Raw genomic sequence first — 26,906 nt, 5'->3', positions numbered from 1 at the left:
ACCAGTAATGTCGGGTTCGTGAACGAGACATTTGCAGCCAGCCCCACCGCCGCGGGCGGCAACGGATCCGGCGGACTCGACGACCACATCTACCAGCGCCTGCTGCAGAACCGGATCATCTTCCTGGGGTCCGAGGTTCGCGACGAGAACTCGAACGCGATCTGCGCGCAGATGCTGCTCCTCAACGCCGAGGACCCCAACAAGGACATCTGGCTGTACATCAACTCGCCGGGCGGCTCGGTGGACTCCGGCATGGCGATCTACGACACCATGCAGTACATCTCCAACGACGTCGCCACCGTCGGCATGGGCCTGGCGGCCTCGATGGGCCAGTTCCTGCTCTGCGCCGGTGCGAAGAACAAGCGCTTCGCGCTCCCGCACGCGCGGATCATGATGCACCAGCCCTCCGGCGGTATGGGTGGTACGGCCTCCGACATCAAGATCCAGGCCGAGCAGTCGCTGCACATCAAGGCGCAGCTGTTCCGGCTGATCTCCGAGCACACCGGTCAGCCGCTCGAGCAGGTCGAGAACGACGCCGACCGGGACCGCTGGTTCACCGCCGAGCAGGCCAAGGAGTACGGCTTCATCGACCACGTGGTCGCCAGCGCCGCCCAGCTCAGCTCGGGCAGCCCGAACTCCTGATCTCCCACTCCGTCAGTTAAGGACACGCATCAATGAACTACTTCATCCCGCAGTGGGAGGAGCGCACGTCGTACGGCATGCGCCGGATCGATCCGTACACGAAGCTCTTCGAGGACCGGATCATCTTCCTGGGTACGCCGATCACCGACGAGATCGCGAACGCCGTGATGGCGCAGTTGCTCTGCCTGCAGTCGATGGACTCCGACCGCGACATCAGCATCTACATCAACTCGCCGGGTGGTTCGTTCACCGCGCTGACCGCGATCTACGACACCGTCCGGTACATCAAGCCCGACGTCCAGACGGTTTGCCTCGGCCAGGCCGCCTCGGCCGCCGCGGTGCTGCTCGCCGCCGGTACGCCGGGCAAGCGGCTCGCCCTGCCGAACAGCCGGATCATCATCCACCAGCCGGCCACCGAGGGTACCTACGGCCAGTCGAGTGACATCGAGATCCAGGCGAACGAGATCCTCCGGCTGCGCGCGCTGCTGGAGAAGATGATCTCCGAGGCCAGCGGCAAGGACCCGGAGGAGGTGTCCCGGGACATCGAGCGGGACAAGTTCCTCACCGCTCAGCAGGCGATCGAGTACGGCCTCATCGACGACGTGCTGCAGAGTCTGAAGACCCCGGTTCCGGCCGGCGTCTGAACAGGTTCAGGACGACCCCGGCCGACCTGGCCAACTGTCAAGAGCCTGACGCGTTCGCCACCGGCGTAGTCACAACCCGGTGGCGAGCGCGGTTTTTCGGCCCCGGACGGGGTACCGTCGAAATCGGTTCGACTGCGCATAGAAGGGATCTGCCCCGGTGGCACGCATTGGTGACGGCGGCGACCTGCTCAAGTGCTCGTTCTGCGGCAAGAGTCAGAAGCAGGTCAAGAAGCTCATCGCCGGTCCCGGCGTCTACATCTGCGACGAATGCATCGATCTCTGCAACGAGATCATCGAGGAGGAGCTGAACGAGGGCTCCGAGGTCGGACTCACCGAGCTGCCCAAGCCGCGGGAGATCTACGACTTCCTCAACGCGTACGTCGTCGGTCAGGACGTGGCCAAGAAGGCACTCGCGGTGGCGGTCTACAACCACTACAAGCGGGTTCGCGATGGTCAGGGCTCGTCGAGCGCCGGCCGGCACGCGAAGGACGAGGCCGTCGAGCTGGCCAAGTCGAACATCCTGCTGATCGGCCCGACGGGCTGCGGCAAGACCTACCTCGCCCAGACCCTCGCCCGGATGCTGAACGTCCCGTTCGCGATCGCGGACGCGACCGCGCTGACCGAGGCCGGGTATGTCGGTGAGGACGTCGAGAACATCCTGCTGAAGCTGATCCAGGCCGCGGACTACGACGTCAAGAAGGCCGAGACCGGCATCATCTACATCGACGAGGTCGACAAGATCGCCCGCAAGAGCGAGAACCCGTCGATCACCCGGGACGTCTCCGGCGAGGGTGTGCAGCAGGCGCTGCTGAAGATCCTCGAGGGGACGACCGCGAGCGTTCCGCCACAGGGCGGCCGCAAGCACCCGCATCAGGAGTTCATCCAGATCGACACGACGAACGTGTTGTTCATCGTCGGCGGCGCGTTCGCCGGGCTGGACCACATGGTCGAGCAGCGGGTCGGCAAGAAGACGCTCGGTTTCAACACGGTGCGGGAGCCGGAGAAGCCGAAGGAGCTCGGCGGGTACGCCGACGTGATGCCGGAGGACCTGCTCAAGTTCGGGCTGATCCCCGAGTTCATCGGCCGGCTGCCGGTGATCACCACGGTCTCCCCGCTGGACCGGCAGGCGCTGATCAAGATCCTGTCCGAGCCGAAGAACGCGCTGGTCAAGCAGTACCGCCGGCTGTTCGAGATCGACAACGTCGAGCTGGAGTTCAGCGACGACGCGGTCGAGGCGATCGCGGACCAGGCGCTGCTGCGCGGCACCGGCGCCCGTGGTCTGCGGGCGATCATGGAGGAAGTCCTCCTGAACGTGATGTACGAGGTGCCCAGCCGCGAGGACGTGGCGAAGGTCGTCGTCACCGGCGAGGTCGTCCTGGAGAACGTCAACCCGACGCTGATCCCGCGCGACCAGATCGAGCGCACCAAGCGCGACCGCCGCGAGAAGAGCGCCTGACCACAGCAGCTACGACTTCAGGAGGCCGGGAGTCCGCCGTACGGCGGGTTCCCGGCCTCCTTCTCGTGGTGGACGCGACCTGAGTACCGGCCCGCTTACGGTCGGTGGCATGACGCCCACAGGAATCTTTCGACGACTGACCGTCGCCGGCGCGACCCTCGCGCTGGTGGCCCCGACGACCGCCGCGGCGGCCCAGGCAGCCGGCCCCGGAACCCCTCAAGCGCACAAGCTCACCATCCCCGCGATCGCCTGGGGCAGCTGCGGCGACGACCCGAAGCTAAAGCCGTTCCAGTGTGCGACCGTCGAGGTCCCGACCGACTACGACAAGCCGCGCGGCGCGACCACGACGATCGCGCTCACCCGGTTGCCCGCGTCCGACCCGGCCCACAAGGTCGGCACGCTGTTCACGAACCCTGGCGGCCCGGGCGGCTCCGGCGTGGACCTGGTGCAGCAGCTCGGCCAGTACATCTACAGCCCGCAGGTGCGCGCGCGGTTCGACATCCTCGGGTTCGACCCGCGTGGTGTCGGCCGGTCGGACCCGGCGACGTGTTATCCGACCGCGGCCGAGGAGACACAGGCGTTCGCGAACACGCCGGCGTTCCCGTTGACCAGGCAGCAGGAGCTCAAGTACCTCGTCGACGGTGCGAAGGTCGCCGCGAGCTGCCGGACCACCTCGCCGGACCGGTTTGCGCACCACTCGACGGCGAACGTTGCCCGCGACATGGATCTGCTGCGACAGGCGGTCGGCGACGAGAAGCTGTCGTACATCGGTTACTCGTACGGCGCGTACCTCGGCGCGACGTACGCGAAGCTCTTCCCGAGCAAGGTCCGCGCGCTCGTCATCGACGGCACGCTCAGCCCGGAATGGTACTCGGGTTCGAACGGCGACCGGAGCCCGGTCGGGGTCCGGCTGAAGCAGGGCGAAGGCGCGTACGACACGTACCTGCAGTTCCTCGCCGAGTGCAAGAAGGCCGGGGCGAACTGCGCCCTCAACCAGCTCGGCGACCCGAAGACCGTCGTGGAGAACACCCTGGAGCGGCTGAAGACCGAGCCCGTCGACGTACCGCTCCCGGACGGCTCCACGGTCAAGGTCACGTACGACGTCGCCGTCGCGGTGACGTTCACGAGCCTGTACGACCCGATGGGTTACCCGGCGCTCGCCGAGTTGCTGGTCCAGCTCGCCGCACCGACCCGCGCGAAGGCCGCCACCACGAAGGCCGCCACGACGAAGGCAACGCAGCCGCTGATCGAGTGGAAACCGCCGCAAGGAGGAGTACGGCTCGATCGGTACCGCGTTGCAGCCGTGCGTCGAGGCCAAGCTGTCGCACCGGCCCCTGGCGTACCCGGCGTACGCCGATGCCGCGGACCGGCGCGCCCCGCACTTCGGCCGGTACCGCGCCTGGGTGGGGATCCAGTGCGAGTTCCTCGGCATCCGCGACAGCGACGCGTTCCTCGGTCCGTGGCCGAACGACGTCCAGGCGCCGGTGCTCGTCTTCGGCACGCGGCACGACCCGGCCACGCCGTACGAGGCGACGCGGCCGTACGCGAACCTGTACCCGGACGCGCGGATGGTGACCGTCGAGGGCTGGGGCCACACGACCATCGGCCAGAGCAGCTGCGCGGACCGGTACATCACCCAGTACCTGACCGAGCTGCAGGCCCCACGAGACGGCGTGACCTGCGCGCAGGACCGCAAGCCCTTCGACCCACTGCCTACCGCGAAGCAGACAATGAGCCAGAAAGTCCGGACAGCACTGAGTCAGCTGCCGCGATAGTTTCGTCGATCTGGTCCGCGGTGTGCTCGGTGGACAGGAACCACAGTCCGCGCGGGACGATGTTGATCCCGGCCGCGAACAATCCCGCGTGGAACCGAGCCATCGCGGCCCGGTCGCAGGCCGCGAACGAGCGGTAGTCGGTGACGGCGGCCTGGTCCGTGATGTACGTCTGGAACACCGGACCGGGCCCGTCGACCAGCAGCGGTACGCCGTGCCGCGCAGCCGACGCCCGCAGTCCGTCCATCAACTGCTGACCGGCCGCCCGTAACGGCGGATAGACAGCGGACCGGTTCTCGTCGAGATACGTCAGTACGGCGTCCGCCGCGGCCATCGCGACGGGGTGCGAATTGAACGTTCCCGCATGCGCGACCTTCCCGCTCGCGATCGACCCCATCACCTCGGCCGACCCGACCAGCGCCGACACCTGCATCCCGCCGGCCATCGCCTTGCCGAATGCGGCCAGATCGGGGACGACGCCGAACAGCTCACCAGCTCCACCTGGAGCGACGCGGAAGCCGGTGATGATCTCGTCGAAGATCAGCAACGCCCCATGCTGCCGGGTGAGCTCGCGTAACCCTTCGAGGTACCCGGGAGCCGGCGTGATGCAGCCGGTGTTGCACAGCAGCGGCTCGAGGATGACGGCTGCGACCTCGTCACCGCACTCCGCCAGCACCGCGGCCACGGCCGGAAGATCGTTGTAGGGAAGGACAATCAGGTCGTCGGCATCATGTCGCGGTTGGCCCGCCGTACCGGCAACTGCGGCCGGATGCTTCGCGTCCCCGGCCAGTGCGAGGTCCGGGTGCACGCTGTAGAGGACCGGGTCGAGCCAGCCGTGGTAGTTGCCCTCGAACTTCACGATCTTCGGCCGGCCGGTGTGTCCGCGGGCCAGCCGGATGGCGCCGTGCACCGCCTCCGAGCCGACGCTGTTGAACCGCACCAGCTCGGCTGCGGGCACCATGCGGCACAGGCGCTCGGCCACCTGTGCCTCCAGTTCGTGCTGCGCGGCGTACGCGACGCCCCGGCGTACCTGGGCGGACACGGCATCGGCGACGAGCGGTGCGGCGTGGCCGAGCAGGTTCGGGCCCTGGCCGAGTACGTAGTCGAGGTAGCGGTTGCCGTCCACGTCCCACAGCTCCGCGCCGCCGGCGTGGTCCACGAACAGCGGCCGGTCGGCGCGGCGGGCGTCGCTGGAGACGCCGCCCGCGATGACCTTCTGGGCGCGCGCGTAGAGGTGGTCGGCTTGTGTGTGCACTGCGGCCTCCAAGGGCGGTCAGTCGAGCTTCTCGGTGAGCAAGCGGAACTGCTGGCGCGGCCGGCCGCCGCCGGTCGAGCGGGCCGGTGGCAACGGCCAGGCGAGCCCTGCCTCGACCAGCTCCTTCAGCATCCGGCGTCCGGTGCGTTGGGTGACCTGCATGATCGAGGCGACGCTCTCGACGTCCACAACCACCTGCCGGCCCGGTGCGGGGCTCATCGCCGAGGCGATCGACGTGACGATCTCCAAGGCTCGTTGGTCGATCGGCGACGGGCTGTCGACCGGTGCGGCGTTCGTGGTCGCGTCGCCCGGCTCGAGGTCCACGCGCTCGCTGCTGCCGTCCAGGTACACCGCGACCTTGCCGCCGGCCTCCACTGAGTCCTCAACGGCCAGCAACGCGTTTGCCTCGGCTGCACGAGCAGTCTGGCCAGTACCCGCGCCCACAGCGACCGGTACGCCGAGCTGCGACGTCAGCGCGCCCAGGAACGGCGCGACCGTGAACTGCTCCGTCAGCCGCAGCAAGGCGCCGTACGTCGTGGTGACGAGGAACAGCGTGTCCGACCGCCGCGTCACGGACGCACCGACCTGGCGCGCCTCCGCCAGCAGCTTCTGGTGCGTCGACAACGCCAGCTCCTGCTGCCAGTAGTCGCCGGACTCCGCGCCCGACGGGATGACCTGGACGGCGATCATCGCCAGCTGGTGCGCCCCCATCCGCGTGCCCTGTCCGAGCAGTACGGCGGTCTCCAGCGCGTCCCGTACGCTCGACCGCGTGGGCGCGATGCGCAGTACGGGGACACCGTCCGCGCGCAGCTCACGCTCCACGGACAGGATCGTGGTCAGCGCGACCGTGGTGTGGCGCCGCTCGTACTTCTCCCGGTGGAAGGCTGCGAACCCCGCAACCGATTCTGGTCCTTCGTACGGCACGTCGTACACCTGGGCGGTGTCCAGGCCGATCTCGGCGTACGCCTCACCGACGTCGGCCTGGGACAGCGAGTCGATGCTGACGCGGCTCAGGTCGACGTCCGGGATGGTGAGCGACGCGCGCAGCAGCGCGGCGTACAGCGCGGCACCGGTGAGCGGGAGGTGTGTCGACGGCACGGTGAGCCAGTGGCCGGTCGTCGCCAGGTCGAACGCCCACGGGCCGGGAAACACGGCCGCGTCGATCCGGTCCCGCAGCCGCAGGTACCGTTCCTCGGCCTCGGACAGGTCGTCGTACCCGCCGGTCAGGAACCGCACGCCGTGGGCGGACCGCTCCGCGACCTCCTGGCCCACCTCCGCCATCGTCTTCACCAACCGGCGCGGCCCGAACAGGCCGACCGTCACCGACGGCAGCCGCTCGGCCGGCTCGGTCTGCGGTACTTCCTCGGTCATCGGTCAACCCCTTGTTCTCGCGGCGTTCCGGGCCCGTCCGGCAGCGGCCGCCACCGGAACAGCTTGCGGGCATTCCCACTGAGAACATCTTCGCGTTGACTCTGTGTCAGGTCGGCGTGGACCACGCGGCCGAGCGACATCCGCTGGTCGATGAACGGGAAGTCCGAACCGAACAGCACCCGGCCGCTGCCGAGCTGGTCGACCATCGAGCGGATCAGCGGACCGGTCATCTGCGAGCCGCAGACCTCCAGCCAGAGCGAGGTGTATCGGCCGGCCGCCTCGATCGCCTCGTCCACCCCCGCGGGCGTGATGCCGGCGTGCCCGAGGATCACCGAGGTTCCCGGGTACCGTTCGGCGACCGTCTCGAACAGCGCCGGCGTGTCGTACGGCGACCTGTGCTCGGAGTGACTGAGGACCGGGCAGCCGGTGGACTCGGCGAACTCCCACACCGCGGCGTACCGCGCGCCGGTGACCGGGTAGCGGTGCAGGGACGGATGCACCTTGATGCCGACGAAGCGCGTGTCGTGCGTGAGCCGTTCGAGCTCACGGACCGGATCCTGCCACGGGTTGATCACCGCGTACGCCGCGATCCGGTCCGGGAACGCGTCGACCGCGGCGAGCGCCTGCGTGTTGCCGAGGTGTGCGTCCTGCTGGATCGCGCGGTTCGCCGACAGCACCGTGACGTCGGTCCCGGTCCGGTCCATCACCGCGACCATGGTGGCGGCGTCCGGCGCCGGGATGAAGAACAGCGAGTACGGGCCGAGGTGTGCGTGCACGTCGATACTCCGATGCTGCGGCCGACGCCCGATCACGACCGGACTCCGATGCCGAACAGCCGCTCCGCGGTGCCGGAGCCGACAAGCCGCACGGTCGCGTCGTCGAGACCCGACCAGGCGAGCCGTACGACGCTCTCGCCGGGATCGCGCATGCCGAGACCGGTCGCGAACAGCAACCTGTCGGCGAGCTGGTTGGCGGCCAGCCACTCGACCGCCTGATGCGCCGCGAAGTCGACCAGGTCCACGTGCACGTTGGCGTGCCGGACGAGGACGGCCCAGAGCTCGCGCAGCTTCCGGTAGCCGAGGTTCGACACGACGATCGGCAGCTCCGGGTAGCGGGTCGCGATCGCGCTCACGTCCGGCCAGGCGAGTTCCGCGGCGTCGACGCACAGCGGCAGGTGGTGGGCCTGAAGCGCGCCGTACAGCTCCTCGAGCAGCACGGGTGAGTAGCCGTGGGACGCGGGATGGATGCGGAAGGCGGCGACTCCGTCGTCGACCGCTCTGTCGACCAGTGCGGTCAGCGAGTCGAGCTCACCGGCGGTCGTGGGGACCGCAGTCCAGCAGGGGACCACGCCGCGGTCGGCCAGGCTGTGCGCGACCGCGGAGGCTTCGGCGTTGCCGCCGATCGGATCGTGCAACCAGGACGCCATCGCGCTCACCAGGGCGCCCGACAGCTCGTAGGTGTCGAGATGGGCGGCGATCGCGTCGCGATCGGCCGGCGGCAGCAGGGCGGCAGGATGCGCGCCGGTCACGACTCGCGCATCGAACCACCCGCTGGTCACGTCGTCAGCCATGCAGAGTCCCCGTCTACAGTCCACGCTCCCGCGTACGGGAGGGTCAAGTGGGCCCACTCGCCGTCGCGAGCGGCGTCGACCACCATGCCGCGGAGCCGGAGCTCGCCGCCTGCGCGCACTCGGATCGCGCACCGCCCGCGGGAGGTGATCTCGAAGCGCACAGTGGCGCCCGACGTTGTCACCAGGACGTCGACGTCGTCAGTGGCGGTCAGCAGGTCCGGCAGCGCACGCACCCGCCAACCAGTTGCCCAGGACAACTGGCCGGCTACGGTTCGCGTCCAGGTCGCCGGACCGATCCGGTCGACCGTTTGGCCGATGGTGACCACCAACCCGTCGTCCGCGCGCTCGGCCGAGACCGTGGGCGGTTCGGCGCTCTCGTGCGGAACGAGGACGGTCGTGAAGTTGCCGGACGAGCGGCTCAGCGTGAGCGAGTGCAGCGGACCGTACTCACCCACCCGCCGTTCCAGCACCGGCCGTCTCGCGACACCTTCGGTCAAAGACGTCGCTGCTGGACCACCGGTGTCGATCAGGAGCAGCCCCGGGCCGTTCGGTGCTGCCGCGTCGTACGTGAGCGGCGCCATCTCGCGCCATGGATGCAGCGCATGCCAGTGCGCCCGGAAGTCGTTCGAGCCGTCCGCGTGGTCGGTGACGACGACGTACGACGGTTCCTGGCGCACCATCGCGATTGTCCGCGACTGCTCCAGGCCGTTGCCGTGGTGGCGTCCGGAGAAGACCGCGACCATCCCGGTGTCCACCAGCGGGTCCACGGCAACGCCACGGTCCGTCGACAGCTCTTGGTCGTCCACGACGACGGTGTTGTGGCCGCGCCCCGACTGGTACCACGACTGGTACCCGGGATCGTCGTAGCTCGGCGGACCACCCGCCTCCCACAGCAGCGGCTGCTGCCACCCGTCGAGGACCAGATCGAGGACGGCCCGATGCGAGTGCGATTCGAGCTCATGCTCGACGTGCGGGCCGTGGTTGATCACCGCGCGCAGCTCAGCACCACGCAGGATGGTGTACCCCGACTCCCGCAGTACGGTGGCCGGCGGCAACTCCGGTACGGCGGCGTCCTGCAACCACTCCGCACGCTCCGGACGCGCCGGGAACGTCGCCACCTCGGCAGCGAACTCGGACGGCGACAACCACTGCGCCGCGACCTGTGCGAGTACAGGGTCGTTCAACAGGTAGCTGCCACGCAGCAGCGAGACAGCCGGCCACTCGATGCCGCTGTCCTGCAGATGCGGCAGCCAACCGCCCGACGACACCAACTCGCACAGCCACGTGTGCATGGCGGCGAACCGGGGATGTGCCGCGACAGCCGGGTCGATCCGGGCAGCGGTTTGCAGAGCGGTCAGCACCATCCCGTGGTACCCGGGCGAGCGCTCGTAGTGCCCACCGTCCGGGTAGATGTCCAGCTCGAGGTGCTCTTCGATCCGCTTCCGTGCCCGTTCGGCCCAGGCGGCCGACTCCACCAGACACGGCAGTACGGCGCTGATGTGCAGCAACTCGGTAGCGCACACGAGCTGCCAGTTGCCGTGCCGGAACACGTCGTGCTCGTCGTACGACCAGCGCGCCCCGCCGAGCAGCGTTGCGACCAGCCGGCCCCAGACGCGGTCGGACAGCGGTGAAGCGGTCAGTACTTCCAGCGTGGGCAGCAGACTGCGGCAACGAGCCCACGTACCGAGTGAGTACCAGATGACGTCAAGTCCGGGCCATTCGCCGACCACGGTGTCCCGCTGCGACACCCACTCGTCCAGATGCTGCTCGAAAGCTCGCAGATAGCGCTCGTCACCGGTCAGCAGCCATGCCCGCGCGCCAGGCGCCAGCCAACCGAGGTAGTGGAACCCGTACAGCTGCGACCGCCCCAGCCCGCGACCTGTGACGTCCACACCGTCCAGCAGGGGAGCAGCGGCAGTCAGTACGGCGTCCGCGCCCGGGGTGGACCGCGTGGCCTCGGCCCACTCCGGCAGCGGCCAGGCAGGTCGCTGCAGCTGTTGGCCGACGTACGCCCGCAGCCCGGCCAGGTCAGCGGCCGGCGAGCCGAACGCCTTCAGCAGTTCGTCCGTGCCGATCCGGTTGATCCGCCCGTCGATGTGCCGCGGGTTCTCGATACTCCCGTTCATGCGACCAGCATGGACACATCGACGGGCTGCCGCGTCTCGATCGAGAGATGCGCGGCCTCGAGCACCGCGGTGACATCGCGGCTGCTCTCGATCGTGATCAGCGGTTCGCGGCCGGTCCGGCAGCAGTCCACCCAGTGCGCGATCGCGTCGGCGTACGCACCGGCCGGGATGCCGTGCATGACCCGCTGCAGCATGTTCCGCGGGTAGCTGTAGCCGTCCGGCTTGGCGAGGACGACGTTCTCCTTCTGCCGGTCGAGCTGCACCACGCCGTCCTCCGCGACCACCGCGACGTACGAGTCGACGGTGGTCGGGAACGTGTTCGGGTAGATCCACGCCGACTCGAAGGTGGCGACCGCACCCCGCGAGTACTCGGCCTGGATCTGGATGGCGTCCGGGGTGTCGATGCCGAGCGACCGCAGCTTGCCCCAGCGTGCGGTCGCGTAGACCCGGCGCACCTGGTCGCGGAGCAGCCAGGACACCAGGTCGATGTCGTGGCTGGACAGGAACCAGGCGCACGTCGTCCGGTCGGCCCACGACAGCATCTCGGTCGGGACGAAGATCGTGTCGTCCTTGCGGGCGTAGGCGACGGCGCCTTCGCCGAGCTCCGCGAGCAGCTCGTGGGCCTGCGCGTACGCCGGAACCCAACGATGGTTGAACAGGCACATCGCGACCACGCCGTTCTCGCGGATCGCCTTCACCGCGGCGTCCGCCTCCGCGACCGACGTGGTCATCGGCTTCTCGACCAGGATGTGCTTCCCGGCCTCCGCGGCACGCACCATCATGTCGCCGTGCAGGTCGTCCGGTGTGGTCAGCACGACGGCGTCGACGGATTCATCTGCCAGCAGCGTCGGCAGATCGGGATGGACGACGGGCCGCGGCGCGCCCCGCTCGGCGATCTCGTCGGCCAGCTGACCGGCCGACTCGTCCGACCGGCTGGTCACCGCCGTGATCTCGACGTCGGTCCGGCCGGACAACGACAACGCGTTGCCACGCCCCATGATCCCGGCGCCCACTATCCCGATCCGCAGCACGTCACTTTCCCTTCGACAGCGTGTCGTTCCAGGCCTTCTCGGCGTCGTCCAGCGCCTGCTTCGCGGTCTTGGTGCCCGACATGTACGCGCGCACCTGGTCGTCGAACAGCTGGCGCAGCTGCTCGTCGTTGCCCGAGCCCATCGACGCGTCCACGCTCTGCTTGAACGTGTCGATCAGGATCTTCCGCGCCTGGTCGGCCGGCGTCGTCCCGCTGATGTCGGTGAAGAACGGGTCCTCGAGCGCCTTGACCGACGACGGGTAGATCGGCACGAGCTTGCACAGCGCCAGCTGCTGCTCCGGCGCGGCGACGTACTTCAGCCACGCGGCCGCGGCGGCCTGGTTGTCGGACTTCGCCGGGATGCCCATCACCTGCTGGCCGGGCATGTAGAACTTCCCGTCCGCGCCGGTCACCGGCGGGCCGACGACGATCGACTTGTACACCGCGGGAGCGTTCTTCTCCACGTTCAGCAGCGAGCTGGAGACCGCCGCCGGGTTGAACGCGATCAGCTTGTTCTCCAGGGACTGCGGCAGGTCCCGCTGGTTCTCGCCGAGGCTGCCGGGTGCGATCGCACCCGAGTCGTAGAGGGCCTTGAACTTCTCCAGCAGGGCCAGCGTCTGCGGCGTGTTGAACGCGGCCTGCTTGCCGTCCTCGGACAGCAACTTCACGCCGTCGGCCTGGACCACGCTGGAGTAGGCCATGAAGTTGGTCGCGGACTTGCCCGTCGCGTCGTGGTACTTCGTCGCGAGCGCGAGTGCTTCGTCGTACGTCTTCGGCGGCGTGGCCGGATCGAACCCGGCCTTCGTGAGCAGATCCTTGTTGTAGAAGGCCAGCGACGTCCCGCCGTTGTACCAGGGAATCGCGATCCGCTTGCCGTCGACAACGAGCGGCTCGGCCAGGTTGGGCAGGTATGACGCCACGTCCTCGGCGCTGAACAGCGACGAGTTCAGATCGGTCATCGAACCGGCGAACAACCCCGTGGTCGCGGACGTGAAGTTGACGACGTCCGGCACCTTGCCGCTGGCGATCGCGGCCAGCAGCTTGGTGGTGATGTCCTGCCCCGGCACGTCGACCCACTTGATCCGGACGTCCGGGTGGTCCTTCTGGTAGGCGTCGATCCATTGCTGGATGTCGGAGCCGTAGTTCTTCTGCAGGTTGATCGTCCACCACTCGACCTCGCCCGAGTAGGCGTCGCCGGACTGCTGCGGCTCGTCACCGCCTCCGGCGGGACTACCGGACACGCAGCCGGCGAGGGCCAGAACGAGCGCGGCAACAACGGTGAGTCGGAGTCTGTGCAGGGGTCGGGCCATCATTGGCTCCTCGGAACTGAGTGTCCTAAACCTGGCTTACAGACACCAGAGTGTTCGCCATCAGCTCGACCGAGTCAACGGAACAGCCTAGAATTTTCCGGAGTTACCGCTTCCGAGCGGGAGAGTTGTGCGTTACGGTTCCCGACGACGCGCTAGCTGAAATCTGGGTTTCAGACACTCGTCGGACGCGAGGAGCGGAGCATGCCGGGTCTGAAGGGCCGCGTGGTCGGTCAGCACTGGTACACGCCGTACGTGTTCATGCTGCCCGGCCTGCTGTTCTATGCGGCGATGTTCGCCTGGCCGGCCGTGATCGCGATCCAGTTGGCGTTCTCCGACTACGACATCGTCCATCCGGTGCGCTTCACCGGGCTGGACAACTTCGCCCGGCTGACCGAGGACCCGCGGGTCTGGATCGCGCTGCGGAACTCGCTGCTGTTCGTACTGATGTTCTTGCCGCTGACCGTGGTCGCGCCGCTGTTCCTGGCGATGCTGGTGAACCTGAAGCTGCGCGCGATCCAGGCGTTCCGGATGCTCTACTACCTACCGGTCATCACGTCGATGGTCGCGGTGGCGGTCGCCTGGCGGTACGTGTTCAACCGTGAGGGCGTCGTGAACTGGCTGCTCGGTCTGTTCGGCACCGGGCCGATCGACTTCCTCCTCGACCGGCACTGGGCGCTGCCGACCGTCGTCCTGCTGGAGGCCTGGAAGAACGCCGGTCTGTTCATGATGATCTACCTCGCCGGGCTGCAGGCGGTGCCGTCGGACCAGGTCGAGGCGGCCACGATCGACGGCGCGAACGCGTGGCAGCGGCTGCTGCACGTCGTCGTACCGTCGCTGCGGCCGACGTTCGCGGTGACGCTCGTGCTCAGCATGCTCGAGGCGATGCGCGCCTTCGAGTCTGTCTACGTACTGACCCGCGGCGGACCGCTCGACTCCACTCTCACCCTCGGCTACTACATCTGGTCGAAGGCGTTCGAGGACTACGACATGGGCTATGCGAGCGCCGTCGGCCTGCTGCTGTGGGCGATCATGATCGTCCTGGCCGGCTTCAACCTCGTGGTGACCCGGCGGAGGGACGGCTGATGGCCAGGCGGTTGTATCGGCAGCGCCGGGTGCAGGTGCGACCGATCAGCCTGCGCCGGGTCGGGCTGTACGTGCTGCTCCTCGCGGTGGCGGCCCTGTTCATCGGCCCGTTCCTGATCCTGCTCAGCGCCGCGACCAAACCGGCGACGCAGGATGTCTTCGGGTTCCCGCCCGACCTGATCCCGCGGCCGCCGGTGGCCGACTGGTTCCGCGAGGCGTGGACGACGATCCCGTACGCGCGTTTCGTGGTGAACTCGGTGATCTACGTCGGCATCACGGTCCCGGTGTACCTGGTGGTGTCGGCGCTGACGGCGTACCCGCTGGCCCGGATCGCGTTCCGCGGTCGCGGGATGTTCTTCATGCTGTTCCTGTCGATCATGTTCCTGCCCGGCGAACTGATGCTGATCCCGCGGTTCCTGGTGATGAGCGAGCTCGGGCTGACCGACACGTTCGCGTCGGTGATCCTGCCCGCGATCCTGTCCTCGCTGGGGATCTTCCTGCTCCGCCAGGCGTTCTCGCAGATCCCGGACGAGATCGTCGAGGCGGCCCGGGTCGACGGCGCGAACGAGTTCCAGATCTTCTGGCGGATCTGCGTGCCGATCGTCGCGCCGACGCTCGCCGTGCTCGCGATCCTCGGGTTCGTCTCGGTGTGGAACAGCTTCATCTGGCCGCTGGTCGTGCTGACCAGTCAATCCAAGTTCCCGATCGCCCTCGGGATCGCTTACCTCAGCGGCGTCGCCGGCACCGATGTCCGCGGTCTCGCGGCCGGGACCGTGCTCTCGCTGATCCCGGTCGTCATCGTCTTCCTCCTGCTCCAGAAACGCATCCTCAACAGCATGGGCGGTGCCGTCAAAGGCTAACCGCCGCCTCGGTCCCGCACCTCGATTTCTGCCCCACCCGCCCAGTTCCGTCCAACCTTGTGAGGCATCGATGCACCCTGAGCTCAACCGCCGCACGCTCCTGCTCGGCTCCGCCGCCGGCGGTGTCGCCGCCTGGGTCGGTCTGCCGGCCCTGCCCGCGGTCTCCGCTCCCACCGCCGATCCACTCGTCTACGACTCGCCCGCCGCGTTCGACGTAGCGCAGGAGGTGTACCTCGCGTCCAACCCGCAGCACAACGAGGCCGGGGTCTACGCCTGGGGTGAGTCCTACTTCCTGCTCGGCCTGCTTCGCATGTACGAGGCGTACGAGGACGAGAAGTACCTGCGCACCTTCGAGGAGCGGGCCCGCCACGTGATGCGGACCACCGACCGCGCCCGTGGAGTCAAGGACTACGCAGGCCGTTCCGGGCGGGTCTGGCGGACGGCGGGCAACTACACCGCCGGCCACGGGGTTCTGCAGGACGGCAACGGTTCGCCCGCCGTCCAGTTGCGCTGGGCCGGCACCCGCTCGGCCGAGTCGACCGCGGAGGTGCTGAACGTTGCCGATGGCACCTTTGACCTCGTCCTGCGGAACCCGGCCAGCACCGCGGTCACCTTGCCCGCGGTCAGTCTCGACCCGGCGTCGCCGTCGTACGTCGTCACCGCCGTCAACAACATCTACGCCGCATCACGCCGCTGGACGGCCGTCGATCTGCGTGCGTCGCCGGCCGCGGCTCCCGCGCCCGAGGCGTCGACGGTCCCGTTCGCGTCGCAGTACTACGTGTTCGCCGTGCACACCGGGATGGTCGCGTTCCCGTTGGCCCGGTACGCGCGGATGGTGCTGCAGTCTCCGAAGCTCCGGCGCGGCAAGCGGCAGAAGTTCGCCCAGGACGTGCTGGAGGCGGCCAAAGCGGCGGTCGAGTTCCACGACCCCGAGTGGGTCTCGCGGCCAGACGGCACCGGCGACTACGTGTGGCCGAAGGGCGCGCCGATCCCGTTCGACGGAACCATCCAGCCGTACAACCAGAGCCAGGGCATCGGCCAGGTGCTGGTCGAGCTGTACCGCGCGACCAAGCAGTCGAAGTACAAGACCCGCGTCGTGCAGATGCTGAAGGCGTACGAGCCCGCCCTGAAGCTCACGGGCGACGCCTACTCCTGGACCTACTGGCCGCCCTACAGCGAGCTGTACGCCGGGTACACCAAGGACGCGGGCCTCTCGGAGTACACGCCGTCGTACCCGGCGTCGCGGCAGATCGAGGACATCAGCCACGCCGCGATCAGCGTCGAGTTCGTGCACGCGGCGCACGACGCGGGGATCAGCGCCGGCCCCGCGACGGACATCCAGCGCTTCACCAAGACGTTCACCCAGAACCTGATCCGCTCCGAGATCGAGGTCTGGTACCGCGTGGACGGCACGGGCGACGCCGTACCGGCGAACGCGGTGCAGTGCGCGCGCTGGGGTGCGTACGCTGAGCAGGATCTGCTGGTATATCAGCAGTCCCTGCGGGTGTACGACGCCGTACAGCTCGTGCCCGGGCAAGGTTCGCACGCGCTCGGGATCGCCTACCTGAACTGGGCCAAGAACTCTGGTTGGAGGAACAAGTGAAACTGCTCCGGATCCACGCCGACGACGGACTGCGCGACGCCGTCCTCGCCGACGACGGGCGGGTGGTGACGTTGCCGGGGGCGTCGGAGGCGTTCGACCCGGACCGGTGGCGCGAGCGCGCCGCCGCGGCGACGGACGAGCCCGTGCCCTTCGAGTCGGTGCGGCTCGCCGCGCCGCTCGACCCCGGGAAGATCGTCTGCGTCGGACTGAACTACGCCGACCATGCGGCCGAGGGCGGGCATGAGGCGCCGGCCGAGCCGATCCTGTTCCTGAAGGCACCGGACACCGTGGTCGGCGCGCACGACGACATCGTGATCCCGCGTGGCGGTGAGAAGACCGACTGGGAGGTCGAGCTCGGCGTGGTGATCGGCCGCACCGCTGCGTACGTCGCCGACCAGGCGGAGGCGCTCGAGCACGTCGCGGGCTACGTCCTGGTGAACGACGTGTCCGAGCGGCACTTCCAGCTCGAGCGCGGCGGGCAGTGGGACAAGGGCAAGAACGCGGCGACCTTCTGCCCGCTCGGCCCCTGGATCCGGACCGCCGACGAGGTCCCGGATCCGCAGCAGCTCGAGCTCGGGCTGGACGTCAACGGCGAACCGCTGCAGGACAGTTCGACGGCAGAGATGATCTTCGGCGTCGCGCACCTGGTGCACTACATCTCCCAGTTCATGACGCTCTACCCGGGTGACGTGATCAGCACCGGCACGCCGTCCGGTGTCGGCGCCGGGCAGAAGCCGCCGCGCTATCTGCGCGAGGGTGATGTGCTGCGGGTGTGGGCCGACGGGCTGGGAGAGCAGCGGAATCGGCTCGTCGCGGCCAAGTGACGGAGCTGCAGGTATGCAGAACCCCGGTTTTGAGCGTTCCAACGGCGCTCGAACCGGGGTTCTGCAGTGCTGGAGGTACGGCTACGACTTCAGGGCGGCGGCGATCGAGTCCGCGATCGGCGTGGTCGCGCGGCCGATCAGGCGGCTGAGGTCGCTGCCGCGGCCCGCGAGCAGGCCGCGCTCGATGGCGTTGTCGACGCCGGCGAACAGCTGCGCCACCGGCTCCGGCAGACCCGCGCCGATCAGCACCTTGGCGTGCTTCTCGGTCGAAAGGTTGTTGTAGGCAACGTCCTGGCCGGACTGCTTCGACAGCTCGGCGGCGTAGTCGGTCAGCGTCCACGACGTGTCGCCGTTCAGCTCGTACGCCTGCTTCTCGTGGCCCGCACCGGTCAGAACGACGGCAGCCGCCGCGGCGTAGTCCCGGCGCGCGGCCGATCCGATCCGGCCGTCGCCCGCACTGCCGACGACGCCGTTGGCCAGCTGCACCGGGATCTGCTCGGTGTAGTTCTCGTTGTACCAACCGTTGCGCAGGAACGTGTACGGCAGACCCGAGTCGAGGATCGCCTGCTCGGTCGCGATGTGGTCGGCGGCGAGGTCGAAGTCAGCCTCGGGACCGCCGAGGACGCTGGTGTAGACGATCCGCGCGGCGCCGGCGTCCTTGGCGGTGTCGATGACGGTCTGGTGCTGCTCGCGACGGTTCGGCTCGATCCCCGAGATCAGCAGCACGGTGTCGCCGGGGCCGAAGGCCTTCGCCAGCGCGGCGGGGTCGTTGTAGTCGGCGATCCGGACCGCGACGCCGCGCTCCGCGAGCGGGGCGGCCTTCTCGGCGTTCCGCGCGACGGCGACGACCTGGTCCGCGGGGATCCGCTGCAGCAGCTCGTCGATGACGAGGGTGCCCAGGTGACCGGTGGCCGCGGTGACGACGATGCTCATGCACAACTCCTTGTGGTTGAACGTTCTGACATCGACAGTAGGCCGCACGGTCAAGCCGATCTATGTCCATTGAGCGCGGATTTATGTCTGCTCGTCTTTGCAGATGCGAGTATCATGCCGGTATGGATGTGCTTGCCGATATCGTCGCCGCGCTCAGGACCGGCCCGGCCATCTCCGGGCGCACCGACGTCCGGGGGCCGTGGGGGCTGCGGTTCGTGCACTCCTTCGGCGCCACCTTCCACTTGATCCTGCACGGTACGGCGTGGCTGCTGCCGCCGGAGGGTGAGCCGATCCCGCTCGGGCCGGGCGACGCGGTGCTGCTGCCGCGCGGCCTCGAGCACGCGATCGCCGACCACCCCGACTCGCCGCTGGTCGACTTCGATCCGTCCGTCGAGGACCAGTCGCAGGGCCCGGGGGCGCGGTCGTTGCTGCTCTGCGGGACGTATCGGCTGGACCGCGAGCGGCCGCACCCGATGCTGAGCAAGCTGCCCGACGTGGTCGTCGTCCCGGCCAGCCCGGGCCGGCACCGAACGTTGCACACGGCCATCAGCATCCTCGGCGAGGAGCTCGACGCGCAGAAGCCGGGCTCGGCGGCCGTCGTGCCGGCGCTGGTGGACGCGTTGCTGGTGCTGATTCTGCGGGCCTGGTTCGAGGACAACGACTGTCCGACGGATCGGGGCTGGGGGCGGGCGATGACCGATCCCGCGGTCGTGCAGTCGCTGGAGCTCATCCACGAGCGGCCCGGTGCCGCGTGGACGGTGGCCGAGCTCGCCTCGGCGGTCGGGTTGTCGCGGGCCGCGTTCGCGCGCCGGTTCACCGAGGCGGTCGGCGAACCGCCGCTGACGTATCTGTCGCGCTGGCGGATGACGACCGCGGCGCGGTTGCTGCGTGATCACGACCGACCGCTCGCCACGGTCGCGAAGGAGATCGGCTACACGTCGGAGTTCGCGTTCGCGAAGGCGTTCAAGCGCGACTTCGGCGTACCGCCGGGGACCTACCGCAAACAGCTCACTCCGGCCTGAGCGTCGCCACCAACTCGCCGCGGCTGCGGACGCCGACCTTGGTGAATGCCGACTTCAGGTGGTCCTGGACCGTGTACGCCGAGATCGACAGCCGGTCCGCGATCGCCGCGGTGGTGTGGCCCGCGATGACCTCCTGACAGATCTCCCGCTCGCGGGCGGTCAGTCCGTACGCCGCGAGCAGCAGCCCGAGCAGGTGGCGACCCGACGCGGGTTCGATCGTCACCACGACCTCGTCGTCGGTGTCGCCGAGCAACCCGCTGCCCTGGAAGAGCGCCCACCCGCGGGCCGCGGTCTGCACGCGAGCCTGGAACGTTCCCGAGCTGGCTGCGCGCGTTCCGGTGACGACGGCCTTGAGCAGGACTCCGAAGCGCCCCGGTTCGGTTTCGTCGAGGGCCTCCTGCCAGGTCCGGGCCGCCGCGGTGATCGCGCGTGGGACGCCTGCCGTACCGGTGACGACGATCGCGGGAGCGGCTTCGCCGCGGTACCCGTGCGCGTCGGCGCGTACGGCGACCCGCGTCGCCGCGCCGACGACCGGCGCCACCGCCCCGAGGAACTCGACCTCCCGGTCGTCGAAGTCCCGGCCGCTGCGGACGAACCCGGCCGCACCCCAGCAGTCGCCGTCGACGACGAACGTGGTGCGCACTTCGTGCTCGAGACCGAGCGGCCGCCACACCTCGTTGAGCCGCTGGTGCCGGACGACCTCCCGGTACGGCAGATCCGACAACCTCGCGACCGGCCGGCGGCAGCGGGCCAGCTCGGCGAAGGAGTTCGGCACCGTGCCGGCGTACTCCGCCTCCGCGAGCCGCGGCTCGTACTCGGACGGGATTCGGGCCGCCCCGCTGGTCATCGAGCTGATCACCAGCGTGCCCGGATCCATGCCCGCCCAGCAGGCGAGCTCACTGCCGACCACCCCATCGACCACCTCGATCGCGGCAGCGTGCAGTTCGACGACCCCAAGTCCCGACGTCGCCAGCGCTGCGATCTCCCGGCGTGCGGCCCGCGCCCGGCCCTCCCACATGCGGCCAGTATGCGCCGCTGTACCGGCGCCGACCATCCCTGAAATCTGGGGATTCCGGGCCGGCGCAAGAGCCCGTGCGGACGGGATGTCGCGGTGCTTCGCCGGTACCTAGCGTCGCGATCATGAACGAGACAGTGCACCTCAGCAACGCGGGCAGCGGTGTGGAGTACGCCGCGCCGGACGCGACCGTCACGGTGAAGATCGGAGCCGAGCACACCGACGGGAAGTACGAGCTGTTCGAGATCGATGCGCCGCGCGGCGACGCGGCACCGCCGCACAGCGAGTCCTGGAGCAAGGCGTTCTACGTCCTGCAGGGCCGAATCCTCGTGCAGGCAGGGGATCAGGGGTACGACCTCGGCCCCGGTGCCTCGATCAGCCTCCCGGCCGGCACCGTGAACACGTTCTCGGTGCTGACGCCGGCGGCGAAGTTCCTGACGATCAGCGAGACCGGCCGGATGGGTGCGTTCTTCGCGGATCTGGCCGGCGCCGATCCGGCCGACTTCGCCGCGCTCGGTGCGATCACGAGCCGGCACGGCGTGGCGGTGGCACGGTGAACACCGCCGCGCAGGTGCTCGCGGTCGTCATCGCGGTCATGCTCGCCGCGGTCTGGCTGATGGAGTCGTTCTGCTATCGCGATCGGCGGCTGTATCCGCTGTTCCTGCTGGAGCGATCGGACTTCGCGGCAGTCCGGTTGTGGATCGTGAACCTCGGGTTCTACAACTTCACGACCGCGGTGGCGCTGGCGCTCGGTGTCGTGCTTGCGCGGACCGGTCATGTGCCGCAGGGGGAGGCGCTGGTCGCGTTCACCGCCGGGCAGCACGTCTTCCTGGCGCTGGTGCTGCTCGCGACCGAGCGGCGGTTGTGGGTGAACACGCTGCTCGAAGGTGTACCGACGGCCGTTCTCCTGGCGCTTGTGCTGTCGTAACCGCCGTACTGTAGGAAATTTACCAATCCTGGGCCATCATGGGCACGGAGCACCACGCACACTCAAGGTCCCCGAACGGTCACGCACTGTTCGACCGATCGGGGACCTACCGCCCTGAGTATTCGTGAAGGTGAGGCTCATGAGCCCAATCAGTCGCAGGACCCTCGTTCTCGGCGGACTCGCCGCGGCCGGGGCCGGCGCCCTCCCGGCCGCCGCCCAGTCGTCGGTGATAACGGCCACCGCCGCCGTCCCGTACCCGTTCCAGCTCGGTGTCGCGTCCGGGGAACCCGACGCGAACAGCGTCGTCCTCTGGACCCGTCTTGCCCCGTCGCCGTTGAACGCGGACGGCCAGGGCGGCATGGCGAACACCGATGTCGCCGTCGATTGGCAGGTGTCGACCACCGACACCTTCAGCACGCTGGTGGCCTCCGGCGCGGTCACCGCGCGATCCGCGTCCGCCCATTCCGTCCACGTCGTCGCCGGCGGGCTGAGCCCGGACGCCGACTACTACTACCGCTTCCGCGCCCAGGGACACATCTCGCCGGTCGGCCGCACGCGTACCGCGCCCGCGGTGGGCACCAACGGCCGCGACCTGACGATGGCGTTCACCTCGTGCGCGCACTACGAGGAGGGCTACTACACGGTCTACCGGCGGATGGCCGAGGAGAACCCCGGCCTCATCCTCTTCCTGGGTGACTACATCTACGAGTACGGCGCGACGAGTGGACGTCCGCGTTTGCACGCCGGTACGAGCGAGATCGTGTCGCTCGCTGACTACCGTCGCCGGTACGCGCAGTACAAGAGCGACCCTGACCTCCAGGCGGCGCACGCGGTCGCGCCGTGGATCGTCGTACCGGACGACCACGAGGTGGAGAACAACCACGCCGGCATGGTGCGGGCGGACAACACACCGGCTCTCACCACGGCGCAGTGGACCGCGCGCCGGACGGCGGCGTACCAGGCGTACTACGAAAACATGCCGCTGCGGCCGGCCCAGGCCAACAACGGCAACTCGATCCCGTTGTATCGGCGGTTGCGGTGGGGGAGTCTGGCGACGTTCCACATGCTCGACACGCGGCAGTACCGCAGCGATCAGGCGTGCGGTGACGGGTGGAAGGTCTGCTCCGACGCCGATCTCGCGAACCGCAGCCTGCCGGGCAATGCCCAGGAGACCTGGTTGCTCGACGGCCTCAACCAGCATTACGGCACCTGGGACATCCTTGGCCAGCAGGTGTTCTTCGCGCGCCGCTACAACGCGGAGGGTGCGGCGAGTATGGACGGGTGGGACGGGTACCGCGCGTCGCGGGCCCGGATCCAGCAGGGCTGGATCGACCGCGGGACACGCAACCCGGTGGTGCTCACCGGCGACGTGCACCGCGCGTGGGCCAGTGACCTGAAGGCCGACTACAACAACCCGAACTCGGCGACCATCGGTGCCGAACTGGTGACGAGTTCGGTCAGCTCGAGCGGAGACGGCGACGGGTCCACCACGATCCCGGACGGGGCGACCAACCCGTGGCTGAAGTTCTACCAGAACCGGCGCGGGTACGTTCGAACAACAATCAGCCCGACGCAGCTCCGCGCCGACTTCCGTGCTGTGGCGAAGGTCTCCGAGCACGGCGGAGCGGTGAGTACGGCCAAGTCGTTCGTCATCGAAGACGGCCGGCCCGGACTGCAGGCGGTGTGATTGTGATGAACAAGACGCTCGCGATCACCGCGCTCACCGCCGTCGTACTGACGGCCACCGCGACCACTGCCGACGCGCACATTGCGACACCCACCTGGGTTACGGCGAACAGTGTGTCGACCGGCGATCAGGACGCCGCCGCTGTCGCGACCAACCGCAACGGCTACGTCGCCGTGGTGTGGGAGGACGACCGCGACACCGACAACGCGACCGACAACGTCCACAGCGACATCTACCTGCGGTTGTTCCGCAACGGGACGGCTGTGTACGAGAAGAAGCTGTCCGCCGGTGGCAGCAGTGGCGTGACCAACTGGCGCCACCTGCATCCGGACGTCGGCCTGGACGACAAGGGCAATGCGGTCGTCGTGTGGCAGGACGACCCGGACGGCAACGGGTACTACAACATCCCGTACCGCGTGGTGAACACGTCCGGCACCGTCACCGCGTCCGGCAACGCCAACACGAGCGCCACCGGTCAGCAGATCAACCCACGCGTCGCGGTGGACCCGGACGGTGCGCAGTCCGGTGCTGCAGTCGCGTTCACCGTTGTGTGGGAGGACATTCAGACCGGTACGCCGGCCACTGTGAAGGCGGCGGGCTACACCGGCCCGACGACCCGCGCATGGGAGGTGACCGCGTCCCAGACGACCGGTCAGCACCACAACCCCGACGTGGCGGTGTCGGCGTCCGGTGACGCTGTTGTGGTGTGGGACGAGGACGGCGACGCCAACGCTGACTACAACATCGGGCTGATCCGGCTGGCGCGGACCAACGGTGCTGCGTCGTTGTCGCGTCGGGTCGCGAACGCCACCACGTCCGGTCAGCAGACTCGTCCCTCCGCTGCGGCGAACTTCAACGGCGACTTCGCCGTCGCGTGGGAGTCGGGTGGCGTGTGGACGCGGTCGTTCACCGTTGCGGGTACGGCGCGGTACGGCGACGTACAGGCAGCGTCGTCCGGTGTGGCGCCGTCGATCGGGATCGACGATCAGTCGCAGTCGGTGGTCGGGTGGACCGTGGCCGGTGCGGACCCGGACGTGTGGGTGCGCGGGTTCGGTACCGACGGGACCGACGCAGGACGGTTGTCGGCGCAACGGCTCAGCTCGGCGACGGCCGGGAGGCAGGAGCAGTTGTCGGTCGCAGTCTCGCCGTACGCCGAGGTCGCGGTCGCCTACACCGACGACAACGACGCGAACACCTACGATCAGGTGATTCTCGGCACCGGGATCTCGAACAACAGTTGGTGAACCTCTGACCCACACGCTGACAAATACGGACGATGACGATCAAAGGTTCAACTGAACCGGCCGATCGCATCGTCCGTATCTGCGGGGTGAGAGGAGATACCGATGAAGACTCGTTTTATGTTGCTTGGTGCAACGGTGTTGTCGCTGGCCGGACTGACCGCGTGCGGTGCCTCGGACACCGGCGCGAGCGGTGCCACCGCGGGGAATGCCGCGCCGAACGGTGCCGCGGTCTCGGTCACGGACGTCAGCGGCGTCGGTCAGGCGCTGGTGGACTCCGCCGGGAAGACGCTGTACTTCGCCGACCAGGAGGCCGACGGATCGTTCAAGTGCACCAACACCTGCCTCACCTTCTGGATCCCCGCGACCGGGTCCGCTGCCGATGCGAAACTGGTCAACGGTCTCGGCGTCGTCAAGCGTCCTGACACCGGCGCCGAACAGCTGACGTTCCAGGGCAAGCCGCTGTACACGTTCAAGCTCGACACCGGCGCCGGCCAGGCCAAGGGCAACAACCTGGCCGACGACTTCGACGGCGTCGACTTCACCTGGCACGCCGCGACCACGAGTGCCGCGACGACCAGCACGGCCCCGTCGGCCACCAACGGTGGTGGGTACGACTACTGAGCCGCCGGTGCCTGTTGGGGTCCGTGGTGTCGCGGATCAGCGGTGGGGGACGAAGACCAGAGCGTCCCCCACGGCGCGTTCGGCGCCGCCGGCACTGCTCGGATGGTTGACGAGCGTGCCGTCGCCGAGCGCCATCGCCGTCGAGCCGCCGCCGTCGAGGTTGATCGCGTCGCGCAGACCGAGCGCGTCGGCGACCGCGGCGGTCTCGTCCATGGTGGTCCCGACACTCGTGGTCTGCCGGCCGTCGATCGTGGCGAGCACGATCTTGCCGTCGCGCGTGCTGCCCGCGATCGTGCGCGGGTTGCGCGCGAAGAAGCTGCCGGTGCCGTCGGGGACGACGATCTCGCCGTTCTTCATCAACTGGTAGCGCCCGGTCACGCCGTACAGGCCGGCGCGCAGGTCGACCTTGCGGCCGCTCTCGTCCTTCAGGGCGAGGTCGGTCTTGAGGCAGCCGTTCGCGAGCTGGAGCAGGGTGACGGTGTCCTGCCCGGTGGCCTGCAACGACGTCTGGCTCGGGTTGAGCGTCGTACCGCGCGTGGTCGCCGTACGGACGACACAGCCCCGGCGATCCAGTACGACCTCGACGCCCGCGCCGGCCGGTGTGGAGGCGGCGAACTCGGGGGTGAACCGGACGACGTCACCAGGTGCCGTGCACGCGGTCTGGTCGGGGAGCGTCGCGCACTCGGCCGGGATCACCGGCGGGTGGTTGACGAACTCCAGCGGGAGCTCGGCGTTCGTCGCGCGGTTGCGGACGCTGCCGATCCACTGCAGGTGACCGGTGACCATTTTGTTGCTCTTGGCATCGATAACCAGATTGGCCTCGGTCGGGTCTTGAAGCGGTTCACTGAGCAGCTTGCCGTCGAACACGCCGAGGCCGACCGGGTCGCCCGGGTACTGCGGGTTCGCGGTGAACGTGAAGAACGACGCGTTCACGCCTGCCAGTGCGCCGGCCCCTGTGACGAGGGCGGACGTCTTCTCGACGCGGGCGAGGTCGGGGCCGTACGTCGCCTTCAACTGGCCCTTCGCGGTCCGCGGGTCGATCGTGAGCACGTTGACGACCCACGGGCCGCGCGTCGTGGTGTTGATCTGGTCGGGCGGCGCGGGCTCAGTCCCGCGCACGATGCTCGTCAGCGTGACGCCACGAGCCAGCGTCCGGCTGCTCCTGGTCTCGGCGAGATCGGCGTCACCCAGTGGGAGGGTCTGGGGAGTGATTGCGGTTGTCGTGGACATTGCGGTGGCCGGGGCGGTGGCTGCAGTCAGGGATCCGATCGCAGTGGCCGCGGCCGCCAGGGCGGTGATGACTCGAGCGGAAGTAGTCATACCACCCATCTTCGAAGGATTGGGTGGAATGTTTCCAGACCTCACGCCAACCCGAAAGCATCTTCCCGGTGACGATTGGTGGCGATGCCGGCTCAGGGGTCGACCCCGGCATCCGCGCGCGCCGAGTTCCCGGAGGCTGTGGAGTGGTCAAGCCGCGGCCGGGGCTGGGCGTTGGTAGCGGGTGCCGGTGCGGAGCACGGCCTGAAGGACGCCAACCTTGCACACGTGACGGTGCCCTTGCACGCGCGACGGTGCCCTTGCGTACGTGACGGTGCCCTTGCATGCGCGGCGGTGACCTTGCGCAGGCGGCGGTGACCTTTGCGCAGAGGTGATGACCTTGCACAGGGCATTGCCTGTGGAAGGTCACCTTGGCTTGGAGGAGGTCGACCGCGTCTGTGGAAGGTGACCTGGTGTTATGGGGGGCTTGAACAGGGTTTGGTGGGTGTGGCCAGGGACCGGTACCCCCATTGAATGGCGGCGGGGCCGGACGCGGCGTCGCTGCTGGAGAAGTAGGAGGATTTCTGGCGTCTGGCGAGGGAAAACTCTCCCAGTTCGCGCACAAGCCCCTCCGAGGAGGATTTCCCGGCGGA

The 26,906-nt window shown here is 68.7% G+C and carries 24 protein-coding genes and 1 pseudogene; 15 read left to right on the top strand and 10 right to left on the bottom strand.

The features are described from left to right. Positions 1-18 precede the first annotated feature (18 nt). From AB0B82_RS01505 to AB0B82_RS01485, 5 genes and pseudogenes are all read left to right on the top strand, one after another. Positions 19-642, top strand: coding sequence for an ATP-dependent Clp protease proteolytic subunit (locus AB0B82_RS01505; protein WP_360161243.1), 624 nt, complete (start codon positions 19-21; stop codon positions 640-642). Between the two features lie 32 nt (positions 643-674). Beyond that, positions 675-1,286 carry an ATP-dependent Clp protease proteolytic subunit gene (locus AB0B82_RS01500; protein ID WP_360161241.1) on the top strand — a complete coding sequence of 204 codons (612 nt, stop codon included), beginning with the start codon at positions 675-677 and terminating at the stop codon, positions 1,284-1,286. Positions 1,287-1,443: 157 nt separating this feature from the next. Continuing rightward, the gene (clpX, locus tag AB0B82_RS01495; protein ID WP_360161239.1) at positions 1,444-2,742 is read left to right on the top strand and encodes an ATP-dependent Clp protease ATP-binding subunit ClpX; all 1,299 of its coding nucleotides are present in this window, start codon (positions 1,444-1,446) and stop codon (positions 2,740-2,742) included. A gap of 109 nt (positions 2,743-2,851) precedes the next feature. After that, positions 2,852-3,595, top strand: a pseudogene (locus AB0B82_RS01490) (alpha/beta fold hydrolase); the annotation flags it as partial. A 550-nt stretch (positions 3,596-4,145) separates the two neighbouring features. Continuing rightward, entirely contained in the window at positions 4,146-4,517 is a 372-nt protein-coding gene (locus AB0B82_RS01485) for an alpha/beta hydrolase (protein ID WP_360161549.1), read from the top strand. Here AB0B82_RS01485 and AB0B82_RS01480 read toward each other — a convergent pair. Genes AB0B82_RS01480 through AB0B82_RS01450 form a run of 7 tightly spaced genes read right to left on the bottom strand, consistent with a single transcriptional unit; the run spans position 4,456 to position 13,176 of the window. Beyond that, positions 4,456-5,769 carry a glutamate-1-semialdehyde 2,1-aminomutase gene (locus AB0B82_RS01480; protein WP_360161237.1) on the bottom strand — a complete coding sequence of 438 codons (1,314 nt, stop codon included), beginning with the start codon at positions 5,767-5,769 and terminating at the stop codon, positions 4,456-4,458. The two genes, AB0B82_RS01485 and AB0B82_RS01480, sit on opposite strands and share 62 nt — an antisense overlap. A gap of 18 nt (positions 5,770-5,787) precedes the next feature. Further along, entirely contained in the window at positions 5,788-7,140 is a 1,353-nt protein-coding gene (locus AB0B82_RS01475) for a hypothetical protein (RefSeq protein WP_360161235.1), read from the bottom strand. Further along, positions 7,137-7,952 carry an amidohydrolase family protein gene (locus tag AB0B82_RS01470; RefSeq protein ID WP_360161233.1) on the bottom strand — a complete coding sequence of 272 codons (816 nt, stop codon included), beginning with the start codon at positions 7,950-7,952 and terminating at the stop codon, positions 7,137-7,139. Before AB0B82_RS01470 ends, AB0B82_RS01475 begins: the two co-directional genes overlap by 4 nt. Then, complete coding sequence (locus AB0B82_RS01465) at positions 7,949-8,710, bottom strand: amidohydrolase family protein (RefSeq protein ID WP_360161231.1); 762 nt, start codon at positions 8,708-8,710, stop codon at positions 7,949-7,951. Before AB0B82_RS01465 ends, AB0B82_RS01470 begins: the two co-directional genes overlap by 4 nt. Then, on the bottom strand, positions 8,695-10,836 hold the full coding sequence (locus AB0B82_RS01460) for a heparinase II/III family protein (RefSeq protein ID WP_360161229.1): 2,142 nt from the start codon (positions 10,834-10,836) through the stop codon (positions 8,695-8,697). Before AB0B82_RS01460 ends, AB0B82_RS01465 begins: the two co-directional genes overlap by 16 nt. Beyond that, the gene (locus AB0B82_RS01455) at positions 10,833-11,867 is read right to left on the bottom strand and encodes a Gfo/Idh/MocA family oxidoreductase (RefSeq protein ID WP_360161227.1); all 1,035 of its coding nucleotides are present in this window, start codon (positions 11,865-11,867) and stop codon (positions 10,833-10,835) included. Before AB0B82_RS01455 ends, AB0B82_RS01460 begins: the two co-directional genes overlap by 4 nt. Before the next feature lies 1 nt (position 11,868). Continuing rightward, a complete protein-coding gene (locus tag AB0B82_RS01450) occupies positions 11,869-13,176 on the bottom strand; it encodes a sugar ABC transporter substrate-binding protein (protein WP_360161225.1) in 1,308 nt (435 codons plus the stop codon). Between the two features lie 201 nt (positions 13,177-13,377). Here AB0B82_RS01450 and AB0B82_RS01445 point away from each other — a divergent pair, with 201 nt between their 5' ends. From AB0B82_RS01445 to AB0B82_RS01430, 4 genes are all read left to right on the top strand, one after another. Beyond that, positions 13,378-14,259 (top strand): sugar ABC transporter permease, encoded by an 882-nt coding sequence (locus AB0B82_RS01445; protein ID WP_360161223.1) that lies wholly within the window; start codon positions 13,378-13,380, stop codon positions 14,257-14,259. Next, positions 14,259-15,119, top strand: coding sequence for a carbohydrate ABC transporter permease (locus tag AB0B82_RS01440; protein WP_360161221.1), 861 nt, complete (start codon positions 14,259-14,261; stop codon positions 15,117-15,119). Before AB0B82_RS01445 ends, AB0B82_RS01440 begins: the two co-directional genes overlap by 1 nt. Positions 15,120-15,189: 70 nt before the next feature. Beyond that, positions 15,190-16,722, top strand: a complete 1,533-nt coding sequence (locus tag AB0B82_RS01435; RefSeq protein ID WP_360161219.1) for a hypothetical protein — start codon at positions 15,190-15,192, stop codon at positions 16,720-16,722. Then, positions 16,719-17,546 (top strand): fumarylacetoacetate hydrolase family protein, encoded by an 828-nt coding sequence (locus tag AB0B82_RS01430; protein WP_360161217.1) that lies wholly within the window; start codon positions 16,719-16,721, stop codon positions 17,544-17,546. Before AB0B82_RS01435 ends, AB0B82_RS01430 begins: the two co-directional genes overlap by 4 nt. Positions 17,547-17,627: 81 nt before the next feature. On the opposite strand, the gene AB0B82_RS01425 is transcribed toward AB0B82_RS01430, so the two are convergent. Then, positions 17,628-18,479 carry an SDR family oxidoreductase gene (locus tag AB0B82_RS01425; RefSeq protein ID WP_360161215.1) on the bottom strand — a complete coding sequence of 284 codons (852 nt, stop codon included), beginning with the start codon at positions 18,477-18,479 and terminating at the stop codon, positions 17,628-17,630. Between the two features lie 122 nt (positions 18,480-18,601). Between AB0B82_RS01425 and AB0B82_RS01420 the strand changes: the two genes are divergently transcribed. Beyond that, positions 18,602-19,501: an AraC family transcriptional regulator gene (locus AB0B82_RS01420; RefSeq protein WP_360161213.1), complete on the top strand. Its 900-nt coding sequence runs from the start codon at positions 18,602-18,604 to the stop codon at positions 19,499-19,501. On the opposite strand, the gene AB0B82_RS01415 is transcribed toward AB0B82_RS01420, so the two are convergent. Beyond that, positions 19,488-20,519, bottom strand: a complete 1,032-nt coding sequence (locus AB0B82_RS01415) for a LuxR C-terminal-related transcriptional regulator (protein WP_360161211.1) — start codon at positions 20,517-20,519, stop codon at positions 19,488-19,490. The two genes, AB0B82_RS01420 and AB0B82_RS01415, sit on opposite strands and share 14 nt — an antisense overlap. Positions 20,520-20,641: 122 nt before the next feature. Between AB0B82_RS01415 and AB0B82_RS01410 the strand changes: the two genes are divergently transcribed. From AB0B82_RS01410 to AB0B82_RS01390, 5 genes are all read left to right on the top strand, one after another. Further along, positions 20,642-21,073 (top strand): cupin domain-containing protein, encoded by a 432-nt coding sequence (locus AB0B82_RS01410; protein WP_360161209.1) that lies wholly within the window; start codon positions 20,642-20,644, stop codon positions 21,071-21,073. Next, a complete protein-coding gene (locus AB0B82_RS01405) occupies positions 21,070-21,444 on the top strand; it encodes a DUF1304 family protein (RefSeq protein ID WP_360161207.1) in 375 nt (124 codons plus the stop codon). Before AB0B82_RS01410 ends, AB0B82_RS01405 begins: the two co-directional genes overlap by 4 nt. A 139-nt stretch (positions 21,445-21,583) precedes the next feature. Next, positions 21,584-23,131: an alkaline phosphatase D family protein gene (locus AB0B82_RS01400; RefSeq protein ID WP_360161205.1), complete on the top strand. Its 1,548-nt coding sequence runs from the start codon at positions 21,584-21,586 to the stop codon at positions 23,129-23,131. A 5-nt stretch (positions 23,132-23,136) separates the two neighbouring features. Then, positions 23,137-24,375, top strand: coding sequence for a hypothetical protein (locus AB0B82_RS01395; protein ID WP_360161203.1), 1,239 nt, complete (start codon positions 23,137-23,139; stop codon positions 24,373-24,375). 102 nt (positions 24,376-24,477) lie between these two features. Further along, the gene (locus AB0B82_RS01390) at positions 24,478-24,996 is read left to right on the top strand and encodes a hypothetical protein (protein ID WP_360161201.1); all 519 of its coding nucleotides are present in this window, start codon (positions 24,478-24,480) and stop codon (positions 24,994-24,996) included. Positions 24,997-25,032: 36 nt separating this feature from the next. Here AB0B82_RS01390 and AB0B82_RS01385 read toward each other — a convergent pair whose 3' ends face one another. Next, a complete protein-coding gene (locus AB0B82_RS01385) occupies positions 25,033-26,316 on the bottom strand; it encodes a phosphodiester glycosidase family protein (RefSeq protein WP_360161199.1) in 1,284 nt (427 codons plus the stop codon). Between the last annotated feature and the right edge of the window lie 590 nt (positions 26,317-26,906).

The sequence above is a fragment of the Kribbella sp. NPDC048915 genome, assembly GCF_040649595.1.
Classification (GTDB): domain Bacteria; phylum Actinomycetota; class Actinomycetes; order Propionibacteriales; family Kribbellaceae; genus Kribbella.
This window is presented reverse-complemented; position numbering and strand designations above follow the sequence as displayed.